14 protein-coding genes are annotated in these 17,785 nt (G+C 65.9%); 12 read left to right on the top strand and 2 right to left on the bottom strand.

Features of this window, described 5'->3' with window-relative positions:
- The first annotated feature begins 291 nt into the window (after positions 1-291).
- The 3 genes from A3Q7_RS0107325 to A3Q7_RS0107315 all read left to right on the top strand — a co-directional run bounded on the left by A3Q7_RS0107325 (position 292) and on the right by A3Q7_RS0107315 (position 5,732).
- Positions 292-3,690, top strand: coding sequence for an ATP-binding protein (locus A3Q7_RS0107325; protein ID WP_018411207.1), 3,399 nt, complete (start codon positions 292-294; stop codon positions 3,688-3,690).
- Positions 3,674-4,585, top strand: coding sequence for a response regulator (locus A3Q7_RS0107320; protein ID WP_018411206.1), 912 nt, complete (start codon positions 3,674-3,676; stop codon positions 4,583-4,585). Before A3Q7_RS0107325 ends, A3Q7_RS0107320 begins: the two co-directional genes overlap by 17 nt.
- Before the next feature lie 112 nt (positions 4,586-4,697).
- A complete protein-coding gene (locus A3Q7_RS0107315; protein WP_018411205.1) occupies positions 4,698-5,732 on the top strand; it encodes a hypothetical protein in 1,035 nt (344 codons plus the stop codon).
- Positions 5,733-5,749: 17 nt separating this feature from the next.
- Here A3Q7_RS0107315 and A3Q7_RS0107310 read toward each other — a convergent pair whose 3' ends face one another.
- A complete protein-coding gene (locus tag A3Q7_RS0107310) occupies positions 5,750-6,706 on the bottom strand; it encodes a glycosyltransferase family protein (RefSeq protein ID WP_077231329.1) in 957 nt (318 codons plus the stop codon).
- Here A3Q7_RS0107310 and A3Q7_RS0107305 point away from each other — a divergent pair.
- From A3Q7_RS0107305 to A3Q7_RS0107275, 7 genes are all read left to right on the top strand, one after another.
- Positions 6,705-7,841 carry an O-antigen ligase family protein gene (locus A3Q7_RS0107305; protein ID WP_077231328.1) on the top strand — a complete coding sequence of 379 codons (1,137 nt, stop codon included), beginning with the start codon at positions 6,705-6,707 and terminating at the stop codon, positions 7,839-7,841. The genes A3Q7_RS0107310 and A3Q7_RS0107305 overlap by 2 nt on opposite strands.
- A gap of 81 nt (positions 7,842-7,922) precedes the next feature.
- Positions 7,923-8,909, top strand: a complete 987-nt coding sequence (locus A3Q7_RS0107300) for a glycosyltransferase family 9 protein (RefSeq protein ID WP_018411202.1) — start codon at positions 7,923-7,925, stop codon at positions 8,907-8,909.
- Positions 8,906-9,937, top strand: a complete 1,032-nt coding sequence (locus A3Q7_RS0107295; RefSeq protein WP_018411201.1) for a glycosyltransferase family 9 protein — start codon at positions 8,906-8,908, stop codon at positions 9,935-9,937. Before A3Q7_RS0107300 ends, A3Q7_RS0107295 begins: the two co-directional genes overlap by 4 nt.
- Positions 9,934-11,013 (top strand): glycosyltransferase, encoded by a 1,080-nt coding sequence (locus A3Q7_RS0107290; RefSeq protein WP_018411200.1) that lies wholly within the window; start codon positions 9,934-9,936, stop codon positions 11,011-11,013. The genes A3Q7_RS0107295 and A3Q7_RS0107290 overlap by 4 nt, the downstream gene beginning before the upstream one ends.
- 21 nt (positions 11,014-11,034) lie before the next feature.
- Entirely contained in the window at positions 11,035-11,679 is a 645-nt protein-coding gene (locus A3Q7_RS0107285) for a hypothetical protein (protein WP_018411199.1), read from the top strand.
- Positions 11,676-12,332, top strand: coding sequence for a tRNA (guanine(46)-N(7))-methyltransferase TrmB (gene trmB, locus A3Q7_RS0107280; RefSeq protein WP_018411198.1), 657 nt, complete (start codon positions 11,676-11,678; stop codon positions 12,330-12,332). The genes A3Q7_RS0107285 and trmB overlap by 4 nt, the downstream gene beginning before the upstream one ends.
- Positions 12,325-12,636 carry a YkgJ family cysteine cluster protein gene (locus tag A3Q7_RS0107275; protein WP_018411197.1) on the top strand — a complete coding sequence of 104 codons (312 nt, stop codon included), beginning with the start codon at positions 12,325-12,327 and terminating at the stop codon, positions 12,634-12,636. Before trmB ends, A3Q7_RS0107275 begins: the two co-directional genes overlap by 8 nt.
- 8 nt (positions 12,637-12,644) lie before the next feature.
- Here A3Q7_RS0107275 and murB read toward each other — a convergent pair whose 3' ends face one another.
- The gene (gene murB / locus A3Q7_RS0107270) at positions 12,645-13,667 is read right to left on the bottom strand and encodes a UDP-N-acetylmuramate dehydrogenase (RefSeq protein WP_026224587.1); all 1,023 of its coding nucleotides are present in this window, start codon (positions 13,665-13,667) and stop codon (positions 12,645-12,647) included.
- A 278-nt stretch (positions 13,668-13,945) separates the two neighbouring features.
- On the opposite strand from murB, the gene acnB reads away from it, so the two are divergent.
- Both acnB and A3Q7_RS0107260 read left to right on the top strand, forming a co-directional pair.
- Positions 13,946-16,537, top strand: coding sequence for a bifunctional aconitate hydratase 2/2-methylisocitrate dehydratase (gene acnB / locus A3Q7_RS0107265; protein WP_018411195.1), 2,592 nt, complete (start codon positions 13,946-13,948; stop codon positions 16,535-16,537).
- Positions 16,538-16,961: 424 nt separating this feature from the next.
- A complete protein-coding gene (locus A3Q7_RS0107260; RefSeq protein WP_018411194.1) occupies positions 16,962-17,765 on the top strand; it encodes a response regulator transcription factor in 804 nt (267 codons plus the stop codon).
- Positions 17,766-17,785: the final 20 nt, after the last annotated feature.

Raw genomic sequence — 17,785 nt, 5'->3', positions numbered from 1 at the left:
GCAAGGTGCTTTCACCGCAGTCGTTCGCTGCGGTGCGAAAATTAGAGGTCGGGCCTGTGTAAGCGAATACGTCAATCGACGTATGCGTATGCGCGGCGCCACAGTCATGGCGCGCGGGCTTCGGTGATATGGTGAAGTCCTGCGCTGCGCATTTGCACCACGATGTCGCTGCGGGCACCATCCGGGTGCGTGGCGCGGAGGGAAGCTGCATTTTGGCTCCGGCCGGCACGCCATCGTGCCGCCGGAGCATTTCTTGCATGGGCGGTCTTGCCAGTTCGAACCACCGTCCCGATGTCAGAAGCTACCCACCAGATATTCAAGATCCGCCGCGACTACAACACCTGGGTTGCGAACGAGACGCTCGAGGATTACGCGCTGCGCTACACCCCGCGCAGCTTCCGCAAGTGGTCGGAATGGCGTGTCGCCAATACCGCTTTCGGTGCCGTGTCCTTTCTCGCGCTGGAGGTGATCGGCGCCGCGATGGCGCTGAACTACGGCTTCACCAACGCGCTGTACGCCATCCTTCTGGTCGGGCTCATCACCTTCCTGACCGGGCTGCCCATCAGTTACTGCGCCGCCAAGTACGGCGTCGACATGGATCTGCTGACGCGCGGCGCCGGCTTCGGCTACCTCGGCTCCACCATCACCTCTCTGGTCTACGCGAGCTTCACCTTCATCTTCTTCGCCATCGAGGCGTCCATCATGGCGCTCGCTTTCGAGATGTATTTCGGCCTGCCGCTGGCGTGGAGCTATCTGCTGTGCTCCGTGGTGGTGATACCGCTGGTGATCCACGGCGTCACCTTGATCAGCCGCATTCAGCTATGGACGCAACCGGTGTGGCTGATACTGCTGGCACTGCCCTATATCGCGATCTGGATGAAGGAACCGCGGCTGTACTCCGAGTTCACGACGCTCAGCGGCCGCAGTTCGGGCGGCAGCGGATTCGACTGGGTCATGTTCGGTTCGGCGGCGACCGTGGCGATATCGCTGGTGGTGCAGATTGGCGAGCAGGTGGACTACCTGCGCTTCCTGCCGGAAAAGACGCGCGAGAACCGGGTGCGCTGGTGGACCTCGGTTCTCGTCGCGGGGCCGGGCTGGGTGGTGCCGGGCATGATCAAGATGCTGGGGGGCGCCTTTCTCGCCTTCGTGGCCCTGCAGGCCATGGTGCCGGTGGACCGCGCAGTCGAACCGACCCAGATGTATCTCGCCGGATTCGGCTATGTCTTCGAGTCCCCTGCAGTGGTGATGGCGGTGACCGCACTGTTCGTCATCGTGTCCCAGCTCAAGATCAACGTCACCAACGCCTACGCGGGTTCGCTGGCGTGGTCCAATTTCTTCGCCCGGCTCACCCACAGCCATCCCGGCCGCGTCGTGTGGCTGGTGTTCAATGTGGTGATCGCGCTGTTGCTCATGCTGCTCGGCGTGTTCGAGGCGCTGGAGCATGTGCTGGGCCTGTATGCCAACCTGGCCATCGCCTGGGTGGGGGCGCTGGTGGCCGATCTGGTGATCAACAAGCCGCTCGGGCTGTCGCCGGCACACATCGAATTCAAGCGCGCCCACCTGTACGAACTCAATCCGGTCGGCCTGGGCTCCATGGCCATTGCCACGGTGATTTCGGTGGTGGCCCACACCGGCTGGCTGGGCGACCTCGCGCAGGCCTTCTCGCCCTTCCTGTCGCTGGCCGCCGCCTTCATCGCCGCGCCGCTGATTGCGCTGGGTACCCGCGGCCGCTTCTACCTCGCGCGCCGCAGCGCCATGCACTGGCAGCCTGGCGAGACGGTGACCTGCCATGTCTGCGAGAACGGTTTCGAAGCGGAGGACATGGCGTATTGCCCGGCCTACGGGCAGCCCATCTGCTCACTGTGCTGCACCCTGGAATCGCGCTGCCATGACCGCTGCAAGACCGATGCGAGCGCGGCGGACCAACTGCACGCGGTGCTCAATGCCATCCTGCCGGTGACGCTTGCGCGGCGGGTCAATTTCCGGGTCGGACATTTCCTGGTCGTATTCCTGTCGCTCACCGTGCTGCTCGCGGTCATTTTCGGTGTGGTGTTCTACCAGGAAGCCATCGTCGGCGGCTTGTATCCCGCGGCGCGCGAAAGCCTGCAGCTCACCTTGCTCAAGACCTTCGCGCTGCTGGTGCTGCTGTGCGCCGTGTGCGCGTGGTGGATCGTGCTCGGTTCGGAGAGCCGGCGTCTGGCGCAGGACGAATCGAACCGGCAGAACCAGTTGCTGATGCGCGAAATCGATGCCCACCGCAGGACGGACCTGGCGCTGCAGAAGGCGAAGGACGCGGCCGAATCGGCAAACCTCGCCAAGACGCGCTACGTGACCGGTATCAGCCACGAACTGCGTACGCCCCTGAACAGCATCCTGGGCTACGCGCAGATCCTGCTGCGCGAAAGCGGGCGGGCGGGCGGCGACGATACCCACAAGCGCGCGCTGAATACCATACTGCGCAGTGGCGAACACCTGCTGGGGCTGATAGACGGCCTGCTCGATCTTGCGCGCATCGAGGCGGGCAAGCTCAGGCTGGATCCTGCACCGATGTCCATGCGCGAACTGCTGGATGACCTGGCCAAGATGTTCGAGCCCCAGGCCGCGCGCAAGGGTCTGGGGTTCCGTGTCGAAACGACCGGCCGCATGCCCGATTACGTGCGGGTGGATGCCAAGCGTCTGCGCCAGGTGCTGATCAATCTGCTGGCCAACGCGGTCAAGTTCACCGAGCGCGGCGAGGTGGTGCTGCGTGTCGATTACCGGATGGAGGTGGCCCGCTTCGAAATCATCGACACCGGTCCGGGCATCGCGCCGGAGGACCACGCACGCATCTTCATGCCCTTCGAGCGCAGCAGCAGCGGCCGCATGGTAGCCGAGCCGGGCACCGGTCTGGGCCTGAGCATCACCCGCATGCTCAGTTCGCTGATGGGCGGCGAGCTGACCCTGGACAGTCAGACCGGGCGTGGATCGACCTTCAAGCTCAGGCTCTACCTGCCGGAATACCTGTCGGTGCCGACACCGGCCCGTCCCACCCGGCGCGTCATCGGCTACGAGGGGCCGCGGCGACGGGTGCTGCTGGTGGACGACGACGCGACCCAGCGCGACATGTTGACCAGCATGCTGCAGCCGCTGGGCTTCGACATCGACGAGGCCGATGGCGGCGAACAGGCGCTCGCCCGCGTCGCGCGCGCGCGTCCGGACGTGGTGCTGCTGGACATCAATATGGACGGCATGGATGGCTGGGAAACCGCCCGTCGCCTGCGCGAATTCGCCGGTGAACCGATTCCGGTCATCATGGTGTCGGCCAATGTGTTCGAAAATCGTGGCGAGCTGTTGCGCAGTGCAGGCTGTGCGGGCTTCGTGCCCAAACCCGTCCTAGAATCCGAACTTCTGGATCAGGTGCGCGATGCGCTCGACCTCACCTGGCATGTCGACGAGCCGGTGCACGTCGAGCCGGCGCGCGTCGAAGTGGCCGCCGATGCGCCGCTGGTGGCGCTGGACGACGAGGAAAGGGCGGCGCTTCTGCGGCTGTCCCGACTGGGTCACGTGAACGGCATCACCACCTTGCTCGATGCGATTTCCGAGCGATCCGATGCCGCCCGGGAAGACTGCCGTCGCCTGCGTGCATTGATCGATGGCTTCGACCTGATCCGCTTCACACAATTGCTACAACGTGATGCCCATGCACTCTGATTCGGAATTCCAGAAACCTGTCGTGCTGGTGGTCGATGACGCGCCCGATTCGCTGGGCTTCCTGTGCGACGCGCTGTCGCAGGCCGGCTACACGGTGCTTATCGCCAATGATGGAGAATCCGCGCTGGCCCGCCTGGAATGGGTGGTGCCGGATGCCATCCTGCTCGATGCAGTCATGCCCGGCCTGTCCGGCTTCGAAACCTGCCGTCGCATTCGCGACGAACCGGGCCTTACCCACATCCCGGTCATCTTCATGACCGGGCTTTCCGGTACCGCGGAAGTGGTGGAGGGCTTCACCGCCGGCGGGACCGATTACGTGGTCAAACCGGTGCGCGTGGAAGAGGTGCTGGCAAGATTGCAGGCACATGTGCGCAACGCGCGTGCGGTGCGCATTGCGCGCCAGGCCGTTGACGTGGCGGGTCTGGGCGTACTGGTGGTCGATGCGCTGGGCCGCGTGGCCTGGCGTTCCCCGCGTGCGGCCGAATGCCTCAGCCAGTTCGGCATCGACCCGGCTGCCAGCACGGCTGACTGGCTGGGCAATCCGGCGCAGCTTGACACCGATCCGGCTGCCGAGGCGCGTTGTCTGCGCGAACTGGGTGACCAGGCGCTGTTCGCGCGCAGCCTGGGTGCGGTCGGCCTGGGCGAGCACATGCTGCTGCTCGATGTGCGTCGTCGCGGCGAGTCGAGTACCCGCGTTGCCGGCGCCCAGCTCACACCGCGCGAGGCCGAGGTACTGTCCTGGCTGGCCAAGGGCAAGACCAACCGGGATATCGGCGACATCCTGGGCATGAGCCCGCGCACGGTGAACAAGCACCTCGAGCACATCTACGAGAAACTCGGTGTGGAGACGCGCGCCGCGGCGGCGGCGTTGGCGATGCGGGCGTCAAGCGACTGAACGGACCGGCCGGATCGCGCGGCGGACGAGTGGATGCCGATATCCGCTCACACCAGGTGGGGCACAAACGGCTAATATCGCGCCTTTCCTGAATCGCCCCTGTCTGTCCGGCATGTCCGACTCCCAGACTGTCGCCGTCTATTTCGTCGCCTCGCCACTGCAGTACCTGGCTGCGCGGCGCATCGCCCAGCAGCATGAGGCTGGCGCGCGACAGGTGCTGGTCTGGTACAAGCCAGGCATGCGCCCGGCGGTGGATCCGTCGGAATGGGATCGCTGTATATATATGCCTTGGCCGCGCTGGGAACCATTGCCAGGCCCCTTCGGCGTGCACCGCCGCCTGCTGCAGAACCTGACACGGGTCGCCGAAGAGGTGGGGACTTGCGACCGACTGGTCCTGCACAGCGCCGTGTTCGACACCGAAGCGATCAACTATTTCCTGCATGCCCTGCCGAGGCTGTGCGGCGCGCGTCAGATGCAGGCCCGCATCCTGCCCGATGGACTGGTGTCCGTCCGGCGCTATCCGCTCACCCCGACCAAGCGCTGTCTGCAGCGTCTGCGCAGGCTGCGCAGGCTTGTTGCGCCGATGTTGAGCTATACCTGCTTCGATGGCGACCGCATCGGATCTGACGCTTCGTTCTGTGACCGCATCTACGTGCTGTCCGGCTGGCCGCACGAGTATCCGCCGTCAAAGGTGGTGGTACTGCCTCCGCTGGTCGATGTGCAGGCGCAGCCGGGTGAGGCCGGCGTGCGACGCGCGCTGGTCGTCGGTCAGCCGCTCACCGGCACCGGTCTGATGGATGCTGTCGACGTGGCAGGCGTAACCCGGCGCATACATGACTGGCTGGCCGGTCTGGGCGTGACCCGCGTGGATTACAAGGCCCACCCCAAGGATCCTGCACGGGAGCTTTTCCATCCGGATTACGTGGTGACTGAGCCGGATTGCGCGCTGGAGACACATATGGCGCGCACCGCCTACTGCGCGGTCGCCGGCGTGCGTTCGTCAGCGCTCGTCATGGCGCGCCAGATCTACCCGCTCGAAGTACCGGTGAGAGCCTTTGGCTGGGCATCGGTGAACTTCAAGTCGCCAAAGGAAGCGGCCGACATGCGGGGTGGCTTCCAGGCGGCTGGTGTGGATATAGAACCATGAATGTGGCCGGCATACCGTTATCGGTCACAATACGCATGCGCGTTGGTGACGATATAGGTGGGTATCCCGCCGCGCGCCAGTGCGTCACAGAAGTCGATGTGCTCGCAGCGTCCAGGTTCGACTTCAAGCGGCCAGTCGGCGAGGCTTTCGAGCAGCACCGAGCGCCGGATCAGGGCGAGGCCGCCGAACGCGGAGCGCACCGGAAGGTCTGCGCCGGCGGACGGGTCGATCAGGTTATTGTGGCATTTGCGGCAGCCGGCAAACGGACAATGCGGAAAGGTCTGCGCGATCCCGTCGATGTCGAGGGCGAAGGTGTCGAAATAGTGGCGTTCACGGATTCCGCGCGATCTGGCGATGAGATGACGGCCCACACGGAACAGGCGTCGCATGCCATACGTGTAGGCAGTGAACAGACCGTGGCCGTCGTGACGGGCGGCGCTGGCAAGCAGTGCGTTCATCGTTGCGAGCGAGAAGTAGATGTCCGCATCGAGCATGAGAATCCAGTCGGCCTCCTCGTCCACCGCTTCCGCGCGCATGCGGCGGCGGAGGTGGCTCAGCTTCGCCGTCCTGTGCAGGCGGTCACGGATGCGGTCAGGCCCCAGCTTGACCAGCCGGCCGCCGAGGCGGTCGACCAGCCGGGCGGCGCGGCGCACCGTGGCGTCCCGCGAGCCATCCTCGATGAATACCACACGCACCGCATCGAACATGCATCCAAGATCGGCGCACACCTCGCCAAGATAATCGAGCCAGCCTGCGCAGTCGCGCAGCAGTGCGCAGATGACGAGGGTGCCGTGGCGGGCGGCGCCGGCAGTTTCTGGATTTGGAGATTGAAGTTTGACTATTGATGGCATCGTGCAGCGAGCGGAGGGACAGCCGTCCCATATTGTGCAGTCGATCTGGTCTGCGCTGTTTGCAGCTTTTTTCGCTTTCTTCTTTTTCCTGCCCGATCTGTCTTCGCTGATCGCCAAGTGCATGTTGATCGCCGCGCTACCCTTCTACTGGATGACCCGTGACCGGGCGGGCGCGGTGCGCTGGGCGCCGCTGTGTCTCATGCTTCTGCCGCTGCTCGTCCATCTGGTCAGCATGGCGGCGCATGGCTGGGATCTGCGGCAACTGGCGCGCCCTGCGCATCTGCTGCTCTCGGTCTTGCTGTGCATCGCCTTGCATCCGTTACGCCTGCGGACATCCTGGATCACTGGCGGGATGGCTCTGGGCCTGCTTCCGGCGCTGCTGGTCGCGGTCCATGAACGCCATGTCCTGCAGGCGGATCGCGTGTTCGGCCCCCTGTCCGGTGCCGATTTCGGCAATTTCGCTGCGTCGCTTTCGCTGCCCTTCATAATGGGCGGGCTCTTCATGGACGGTCGCACTTGGTCGCGTGCGAGCAGGCTGGCCTATGTCGCTGCAGGTATCGCCGCAGCGCTGATCGCGTTCTGGTCGGGCAGCCGTACCGCCTGGCTCATCATGATCGTCACCGCCTGCGTGCTGCCGCTCCTGGGCGCCGTATCCCCGGCGCGGCGCGGTCGGCTGTGGTGGGGGGCGGCGCTCATGATCGTACCGCTGGTCGTCGCCTGGCCGGTGTTCAGCGAGCGCATGCAGAGGATGGTGCAGGAGGTGGCCGCCTTCATGACGGCCGACGTGGCAAGCTATCAAGGCACCTCCATGGGCATCAGGCTGGAAAGCCTGCAGATCGGGCTGCAGCTGTGCGAGGCCCATCCGCTGGGCGGCATCGGCTTTCTCGGTTTCAAGGAGCATGTGCGGGGACTGGCGGACGCGGGCCTCATCTCGCGGGATATCCCTGGATTCTTCGGCATGTTGCACAATCAGTTCCTCGACTTCTGCGTGCTGGGCGGCCTTCCCGCATTGATCGCCCTGTGCGCGTTCTGGGGCGGCATGCTGTCGATCGCGTCGGCCGTGGCCGTGCGCACCACCGATCATCGTGACAAGCTGCTCGCGCTCTGTCTGGCATCCGTGCTGATCGGCTACTTCATCAGTGCCACGGGTGGATCGATGTTCAGTTCGACCAAGGGATCGGTGTTTCTCGGCGTCTGTCTGGTCCTGCTTTTCCTGCTCGACACGATGCGCCGGCCTGGCGGCCAGGCGGGGCACTGAACGATGCACGGCGCCTCAGTCCACAGATCCCTGAGCCGGCCTGCGGACGGTTCCAGGGCCCGGCCCATCGATCGTGCTCTGGTGATTCATCATCGCAGCGGCATCGGCGATCTGGTGTGGCACATCCCGTACATCCGGGCGATTGCAGCGCACACCGCGGACGGTCGCGTGTCGGTCATGGCCAAGCCTTCCTGCCGCGCGGCCGACGTGCTGGCCGGCGAATCCTGCGTGGCCGAAGTGATCGACTACGACTACAGGCCCCGTGCCGGAGAACAGCGTCGCGGCAGGCATGAAGGGCTGCGCGGCATGTTCGAACTGGTGCGCAGCCTGCGCAGTCGCGGTTTCTCCCACGTGTTCATCTTCTCGTCGCGCGTGCGCTACGGCTTGATGACGCTGGCTGCGGGCATCCCGCATCGTGCCGGCTTCGGCTTCGGCTCCATCGAGCGCCTGTTCCTGAACATGCCTCCCTTCATCGAGCGCCACGCGGGCGCCGGCAACTGGGTGTATCCCGAGGCGACCTCGTTCGCGCGCGCGCACGGTTTCGTCGACGTTGCCGTCACGCCGCGCCTGGCCATTCCCGCGCCGCTGATCGCCGAGGTGGCGGCGGACATCGCGACCTTGCGCAGGCCGGTCGTGGCGATGGCCATCGGTACGTCGGAAGCGCGCAAGGACTGGGGCAGCGACAACTTCGCACGGCTGGCGCAGCGGCTGGCCGAGGCCGGGCTGGGCATTGTGCTGCTCGGCGGGCCAGCCGAATTGGCGGTCGGCGAACGCATAGTGGCATCTGCAGGATGTCCGCCAGACGTCGTGCGCGCTTTCTGTCAGCGCTCGGTACTCAGGTCGGCGGCGCTGCTGACGCACTGCGCGCTGTGTGTCGGCAATGATACCGGTGTCCTGAATGTGGCGGCGGCCTCCGGTGTGCCGGCGCTCGGGCTGTTCGGCGCGACGCGCCCGCTCGCGCATGATCCCCTGCTCGATGGCATCGAGGGAGAGGGCATGTCGGCCATCCATCCGGAGGCGGTGTTCGCGCGCATCCGGGCTCGGCTCGCAGCCGACCAGCCATCGTGAACAGGATACTTGTCGTCCGTACTTCGGCGATCGGCGATGTCGTGTTCGCGTCGCCGATCACGGCGGCGCTCCGCCGTTCGCATCCTGATGCGTTCATCGCGTGGCTGGTGGAGCCTGCCATGGCCGACCTGATCATCGACGATCCGTGCCTGGACGAGGTCATCACCTGGCCGAAGTCCGAATGGAAGGCGCTGTGGCGGGACGGGCGGCGCTGGACGCTGCTGCGTCGCGTGATCGAGTTTCGCCGGCGACTGCGCGCCTTCCGTTTCGATACCGTGCTCGATCTGCAGGGCCTGTTCAAGAGCGGTCTGCTGGCCTGGATGACCGGGGCACCGCGGCGCATCGGCCTCGATTCACGCGAGGGCAGCGCGCTGTTCATGTCCGAGGTGGTCGAGCGCGGCGGCGATGCGGCACGCATCAGTTCGGAGTATCTGCATCTGGCACGTCATCTCGGACTGGACTGTGGCGACTTCCTGCCGCGGCTTTCGGTGACACCACCCGCGGCGCTCGCCGCCGACCGACTGATGGCGGAACACCGTCTGCGGGCCCGAAGCTATGCGGTCTGTGCGCCGTTCACGACGCGACCGCAGAAGCACTGGTTCGAGGACGCCTGGCAGTCACTCTGCCGGATCCTCGTCGAGCGGGGCCTCACGCCGGTATTGCTGGGCGGACCGGCGGACGCCGAGGCGGCAGCGTGCATCGCGTCAGCCGATGCGCGCATCGTGAATCTGGCCGGTCGCACCCGGCTGCACGAGGCCGCAGCCGTCGTGCGTTCGGCCGGCCTTGTTGTCGGTGTCGATACCGGGCTGACCCATATGGGCATCGCCTTCGACGTGCCCACGGTGGCGCTGTTCGGATCCACCTGCCCCTACACGATCACCGGCCGCGACAACGCGCGGGTAATCTGGCTCGGTATGCAATGTTCGCCCTGTCGCCGCAATCCCACCTGCGGCGGTGCCTTCACCTGCCTGCGCGACATCACGCCGGCGCGGGTGATGGAGGAGGTCGACCGGGTGCTGGCGGCATGAAAATCCTGCATGTGGAGGCGGGCAAACACTACTACGGCGGCGCTCGGCAGGTGGCTTACATCGTCGAGGGCCTGGCCCGGCGCGGCGTGAGCAATGTGCTGGCCTGCCCGCGGGGCGCGGCCATTGCCGGCGCCTGCGCCAGCAATGCCGAAGTGGTGGAAATGAGGATGGGCGGCGATGCCGACGCCGGCATGGCTCTGCGGCTGGCGGCGCTCATCAGGCGCGTGCGACCGGATGTGGTCCATCTGCACAGCCGGCGAGGGGCCGATCTCTGGGGGGGCTTTGCCGCGCGTCTGACCGGCGCGCGCTGCGTGCTGTCGCGACGTGTCGACAATCCGGAGCCGCGCTGGCTGGTGGCCCTGAAGTACCGCTTGTACGACCATGTCATCACCATTTCGGAAGGCATACGCCAGGTTCTGCTCGCCGAGGGTCTGGCGCCCGGTCGGGTAAGCTGCGTACGCAGTGCGGTCGACGCCGCACCCTATCTCGAACCGGTCGACCGCATCGCCTTCCGCCGCGAATTCGGCGTGCCGGAGGATGCGCAGGTCATCGGCATGGTGGCGCAGCTGATCCCGCGCAAGGGGCATCGCTACCTGATCGACGCGGTAGGGCGGCTGAGCGCCAGCCATCCCGGTGTCCACGTCGTGTTCTTCGGCCAGGGAGCGCTGCGCGACGATCTGGAAGCCGAGGTATATCGCTGCGGACTGGGCAGCCGCGTCCATTTCGCCGGCTTCCGGAGCGATCTTGCGCGCTGGCTCGGCGGGCTCGACGTCCTGGCGCATCCGGCGGACATGGAAGGTCTGGGGGTCTCGCTGCTGCAGGCGTCGGCGGCTGCGCTGCCCATCGTCACCTCGCGCGCGGGCGGATTGCCCGAAGCGGTGGTCGACGGCATCACCGGCGTGCTGATCGAACCGGGCGATGTCGCAGCGCTGGCGCAGGCGCTGCAGCGGCTGCTCGACGACCCGTCTCTGTGCCGCCGGCTTGGCCAGGCAGGTCGCGCGCGCATCCTCGAACAGTTTTCGGTCGACGCGATGGTCGAGGGCAATCTTGCCGTCTATCGTCGCCTGCTTTACTGACATCCCTGTGAAAGTGCATACATGAGCAAGACCGATCGCCTCATCATCGTGCTGCTGATCGCCTATACCGCGATGCTGGCGCTGTTGCCGCGGGTATTGAGCGAGCAGGTCTTCATCTGGACCTTCTCCGAACAAGGGCCGTTCGAACAGCTTTCCATACTGGGCTGGCTCGGCTGCGCCATGGTCGTGCTGCTGCGCATCCGGCCCTTCGGCACCCGCGCTGCCGCATTCGTGCTGTTGTGCCTGGCCTTTGCCGCGCGCGAAGCCGACTGGCACAAGCTGTTCACCGGCGAGAGCTTTCTGAAGAACAGCTTCTATCGTGATGCCGCGCGCCCGTTCGAGGAAAAGGTCATCTGCGCGGTGATCGCCCTGTTGCTCGTGTCGCTGGTGCTTCATGCCGGCTGGGTGATCGCCCGCTTCCTCTTCCTGCAGGGCGGCTGGCGCTCGCGCTCCGGCCTGTGGCTTCTTGCCGGAACGGTGCTGGTGGTCGCCGGCAAGCTGATCGATCGCCTGCCGGCCGTGCTGTCGGTCGACTACGGCATCGAACTGGGTTCGTTCGCCAAGCACTACGCCACCGCTTTCGAAGAAGGGCTGGAAATGGCGCATCCGCTGATACTGGCCTGGTCGGTGTGGATCAGCCAGACCGGCCGCCGCTATCTGTCATGAACGCGGCCGGCGCGGCGTCACGCGTGCCGACGAGTGCGCAGCAGGGGCCGCACGATCAACTGACTGCGCTGATCGCCCGGCGCACCGGCCACCCGTTCCGCCGACCGGCCGCAGCTTACAGCGCGGAGGCGTTCAGCGTATTCCAGGCTTTCTGCGCGCCGGGCGAAGCACTCATCATCGACAGCTGTTGCGGTACCGGCGAAAGTACGCGGCATCTGGCGGAAAGCCACCCGCGCCACAAGGTGGTGGGCGTGGATCAGTCGGCGCACCGGCTGAGCCGCGCGCCTGCCATGCCGCCCAACGGCCTGCTGCTGCGTGCCGACATGGTGGATGTCTGGCAGCTCATGCATGCCCAGGGCTATCGTCCGGACGCTCAGTACATGCTCTATCCCAACCCGTGGCCCAAGATCGGCCATGTCGCACGTCGCTGGCCGGCGCATCCGGTGTTTCCGACGGTGCTCGCGCTTGGAGGCCGGATCGAGTGCCGCAGCAACTGGCGCATCTATGTCGAGGAATTCGCGCTGGCGGTACGACTGCTCACGGGCCGCGAGGCGAGCGTGTGGAGTTTCGTGCCGGATCCGGTTCTGACGCCCTTCGAGCGCAAGTACACGGCCAGCGGCCATACCCTGTTCCGATGCGTGGTCGATGCCTGATCCGGCGTTCGACTGTACGGCGTGCGGCGCGTGCTGCGCCTGCTTTCGCGTCGATTTCCATCCGTCCTGTGGCGAGGCGCAGGGCGGTCTGGTGCCCGAGGGCTTCTATGACGAACTGAATCCGGCGATCGCGCGCATGCGCGGAACCGACCATGTGTCGCCGCGCTGTCTCGCCTTGTGCGGGACGATAGGGCAGGCGGTCCGGTGTGTCATCTACGACGAGCGGCCTGACCCGTGCCGGGAATTCGAAGCCGGATCGCCCGCCTGCCTGCGTGCGCGGCGCCGGCACGGGCTGCCGGAATGAGCCCGCGCTCAGCGCACGATGAGCGGTTCCGGTTCCAGCCACACGCCGAAGCGGTCGCGCACGCTGGACTGGATGTCCGCGGCCAGCGCCAGCAGTTCGCCCGCCGTCGCGTGGCCGTGATTGACCAGCACCAGGGCCTGCCGCTCATGCACGCCGGCATCGCCGCGCCGTACGCCCTTCCAGCCGCAGCGGTCGATGAACCACGCGGCCGCGAACTTCACCGCGCCATCGGGTGCCGGATAGTGCGGCACTTCGGGATGCTCGGCCAGCAAACGGCTGGCGGCGTCGCCCGCGAGCACAGGGTTGCGGAAGAAGCTGCCGGCATTGCCGAGTTGCGCGGGGTCGGGCAGTTTGCGGCGGCGCACCGCGCAGACCGCGCGATACACGTCGTGCGGGGTCGCTTGCGCGATTCCCGTGGCGGCCAGCTCGCGTTGCAGATCGGCATAATCGGCGCGCACGTCGGGCCGCAGGGTCAGCTTGAAGGCGACGCGCGTGATGATGGCGCGGCCGGCGAGGTCCCGCTTGAACACGCTGTCGCGATAGGCAAGCTGGCAGGCGTCCCGATCCAGCCGCAGCCAGCGGCGATCGGACCGGTCCCAGGCCTCCACATGATCGAGCCGGTCGGCCAGTTCAAGCCCGTAGGCGCCGATGTTCTGTACCGGGGCGGCACCGACCGTACCCGGAATGAGCGCGAGGTTCTCCAGGCCGTACCAGCCCTGGGCGAGCGTATGGGTGACCCAGTCATGCCAGGCCTCGCCGGCCGCCACGGCCACCGTGATGTGCTCGCCATCGACGGTGAGTACATCGATGCCGCGCGTGCGCATGTGCAGCACGGTTCCGGGGAAGTCCGCGCCGAACACGATATTGCTGCCGCCGCCGAGTATCAGCAGCGGCTCGCCCGACGCATCCGCCTCTGCCGTAAGGGCGGGCAGGGCGCGGGCGTCGTCTACAAGGCGCAGGCGGGCCGCGCGGGCGGCCAGATGCAGCGTGTTGAACGCGCTCAGATCAGCATCGATCAGGGCAGGCTGCATGGCAGGCGGTCGCTGTATATCCGGCCGCGAAGTATAGCGGCCGACGCTGCGGAACACCGACTGCCGGCCTTGGCTTGAAATGCGATAAAAGATATCATATATAAGACTTGAGCCGCGCCGGTCGGCTGGGTAGCGACCCAGCAGGACCTGGCATCGCCGCAGTGCGAAGCCCGGCGGCGGTGAAAGCAGCGGATTTTCTGTCCGCGTCGTCGTGCGACGCACCATGCCTGGAGGCGTCGTTCTATGATGCGGTATACCCGTCTACCGGAGGACTTACCGTGCTTCAAGCTTACCGTGCCCATGCTGCCGAGCGCGCCGCGCTCGGCATTCCGCCGCTCGCGCTGGATGCGAAGCAGACCGCCGAACTGATCGAGCTGATCAAGAACCCGCCCGCCGGCGAGGAGGCTTTCCTGCTCGAGCTGCTGACTCATCGCGTGCCGCCTGGCGTGGATGACGCCGCCAAGGTGAAGGCGTCCTTCCTCGCCGCTGTCGCGCATGGCGACGTGAAGGTCGGCCTGATTTCCAGGGCCAAGGCGACGGAACTGCTGGGCACCATGGTCGGTGGCTACAACGTGAAGCCACTGATTGACCTGCTGGACGACGCCGAAGTTGCCGCGGTCGCTGCCGAGGGCCTGAAGAAGACCCTGCTCATGTTCGACTTCTTCCACGACGTCGCCGAGAAGGCGAAGGCCGGCAATGCCAAGGCCAAGGAAGTCGTGCAGTCCTGGGCCGACGCCGAGTGGTTCACCAGCCGCCCGGAAGTGCCGCAGTCCATCACGGTCACCGTGTTCAAGGTGCCGGGCGAAACCAATACCGACGACCTGTCGCCGGCGCCGGACGCGACCACCCGCCCGGACATTCCGATGCACTATCTGGCGATGCTGAAGAACACCCGCCCGGACGCGGCCTTCAAGCCGGAAGAGGATGGCAAGCGCGGCCCGATGCAGTTCATCGAGGACCTGAAGAAGAAAGGCCACCTGGTCGCCTATGTCGGCGACGTGGTCGGCACCGGCTCGTCGCGCAAGTCGGCAACCAACTCGGTCATCTGGGCCACCGGCCAGGACATCCCCTACGTACCGAACAAGCGCTTCGGCGGCGTCACGCTGGGCGGCAAGATCGCCCCGATCTTCTTCAACACGCAGGAAGACTCCGGCTCGTTGCCTATCGAAGTCGATGTGTCGAAGCTGGAAATGGGCGACGTGATCGACGTGCTGCCGTACGACGGCAAGATCGTCCGTAACGGCGAGACGGTCGCCGAATTCGCACTCAAGAGCGAAGTGCTGCTGGACGAAGTGCGCGCCGGCGGCCGCATCAACCTCATCATCGGCCGCTCGTTGACCGCCAAGGCGCGCGACTTCCTCGGCTTGGGGGCATCGACGCTGTTCCGTCTGCCGAAGGCGCCGGTCGATACCGGCAAGGGCTACACGCTGGCGCAGAAAATGGTCGGCCGCGCCTGTGGCCTGCCCGAGGGTAAAGGCATCCGCCCGGGTACCTACTGCGAACCGAAGATGACCACGGTCGGCTCGCAGGACACCACCGGTCCGATGACCCGCGACGAACTGAAGGATCTGGCCTGCCTCGGCTTCTCGGCCGACCTGGTCATGCAGTCCTTCTGCCACACCGCCGCCTATCCGAAGCCGGTGGACGTGAAAATGCACCGCGAACTGCCCGCCTTCATCTCGAACCGCGGCGGCGTTGCGCTGCGTCCGGGCGACGGCGTGATCCACTCCTGGCTGAACCGCCTGCTGCTTCCGGATACGGTCGGTACCGGTGGCGACTCGCACACCCGCTTCCCGATCGGCATTTCCTTCCCGGCCGGTTCCGGTCTGGTCGCCTTCGGCGCCGCCACTGGCGTGATGCCGCTGGACATGCCGGAATCGGTGCTGGTGCGCTTCAAGGGCACGATGCAGCCGGGTGTCACGCTGCGCGATCTGGTGCATGCGATTCCGCTGTACGCGATCAAGGCCGGTCTGCTGACCGTGGCCAAGCAGGGCAAGAAGAACGTGTTCTCCGGCCGCATTCTCGAAATCGAAGGTCTGCCCGACCTGAAGGTCGAACAGGCCTTCGAACTGTCGGATGCGTCGGCCGAACGTTCGGCCGCCGGCTGCACGATCAAGCTGAACAAGGAGCCGGTGCAGGAGTACCTGCGTTCCAACATCGTGCTGATGAAGAACATGATCGCCAACGGCTACCAGGACGCCCGCACGCTGGAGCGCCGCATCAAGTCGGTCGAAGCCTGGCTGGCCGATCCGCAGTTGCTGGAAGCGGATGCCGACGCTGAATACGCGGCCGTGATCGAGATCGATCTGAACGACATCAAGGAACCCATCGTCTGCTGCCCGAACGATCCGGACGACGCCAGGTTCATGTCGGAAGTCAGCGGCACGAAGATCGACGAGGTGTTCGTCGGCTCGTGCATGACCAATATCGGCCACTTCCGTGCCGCCGGCAAGATACTGGAAGGCAAGAAGGACATTCCGGTGCGCCTGTGGATCGCGCCGCCGACCAAGATGGACGCGTCGGAACTGACCAAGGAAGGCTATTACGCCACCCTGGGCGGTGCCGGTGCCCGCATGGAAATGCCCGGCTGCTCGCTGTGCATGGGCAATCAGGCGCAGATCAAGGAAGGCAGCACCTGCATGTCGACCTCGACCCGCAACTTCCCGAACCGTCTGGGCAAGAACACCCATGTGTTTCTGGGCTCGGCCGAACTGGCCGCGGTGTGCTCCAAGCTGGGCCGCATCCCGACCGCCGAGGAATACATGGCGGAAATCGGCGTCGTGACGCAGAATGCCGACAAGATCTACAAGTACATGAACTTCGACCAGATCGAGGAGTATGTCGATACCGCGAAGGAAGTGACCGTCTGAGCCGATTGCCGGCATGCCGGCGCCGTTCGCGGCCCCGGATATGCCGGTTGCCGCCGGAGGCCGGAGAAGGCCCGCACACCGTGCGGGTTTTTTTTCGCCCGGCCGATGCCGGCGCGCTTTCGCAGGAGCGACCGCAGGTCGCGATGCGGCGCAGGCTGGCCGCGGGCTTCGTTCGACGCTGCAATCGCGGGCAAGCCCGCTCCTACGCAAACCCGGCTCCGCTCGCGGGCAGGGCGCGCTGTCGTGGGAGCGGCCTCTGGCCGCGATGCGGGGTGGGCGGGCCGCAGGCTTCGTTCGGGAGGGGGGCGAGCGGTGCTCGCTCCTACGGCAGGCATCGCGCCGTTCGCGGCCCGCAGCTTGGCCGGATTCATGTTGCAGTGCATTCCTGCCGTAAACGCCTGTATCCCTTATCCCGGTAGATGCCATGTCCGCCAATTTCTTTCAGCTCGACGTCCTGCTGGTCGAACCTTCCCCGGTCCAGATGAAAATCATCCGCGAGCGGGTGACCACGGCGGGCATCATCCATATCCGTGAAGCGGAAACGATGCAGGCGGCGCTCGAAGCGATGCAGTGGCACCGGCCGGATGTCGTGATCAGCGCGCTCTATCTGCCGGATGGCGATGGCACGGCGCTGGTGAAGGCCATGCGCGCCACGCCCGAGCTGCAGCAGACAGCTTTCGTGCTCGTGTCGAGCGAAACCCGTCCGCAGGCGCTGGACGAGGTGCGCCAGTCCGGTGTCTGCGGCATCCTGCCCAAGCCTTTCTCCGGCGCCCAGTTGCAGCGCGTGCTCACCGCTACGCTGGATTATCTTGCCGACGAACAGGCGGCCAACGATGACGACATTGACTACGAAGCCCTGCGCGTGCTGCTGGTGGACGACAGTCCGAACGCCCGGCGCTTCATGCGCCGCGTACTGACCAATCTCGGACTGAGCAATATCGTCGAGGCGGGCAATGGTCGCGAGGCAGTCAGCCTGCTCGAACAGACCATGTTCGATCTGGTGGTGACCGACTACAACATGCCGGAAATGGATGGACGCGCCCTGGTCGAATACGTGCGCGGTCAGAGCTGGCAGGCGTCGGTGCCCATCCTGATGGTGACCAGCGAATCCGACATGGGGCGTCTGGCCGCGGTCGAACAGGCCGGTGTGTCCGGCATCTGCGACAAACCCTTCGAACCGGCCACGATACGCGGACTGTTGCGCGGCGCATTGCAGCACGCGGCCTGAAGGCGCTTGTCGGGCGGGCG

The organism is Methyloversatilis thermotolerans (assembly GCF_000372885.1).
Lineage (GTDB): Bacteria > Pseudomonadota > Gammaproteobacteria > Burkholderiales > Rhodocyclaceae > Methyloversatilis > Methyloversatilis thermotolerans.
Note: the sequence above shows the minus strand (reverse complement) of the source record. Positions and strands in the feature narration are given on the sequence as shown.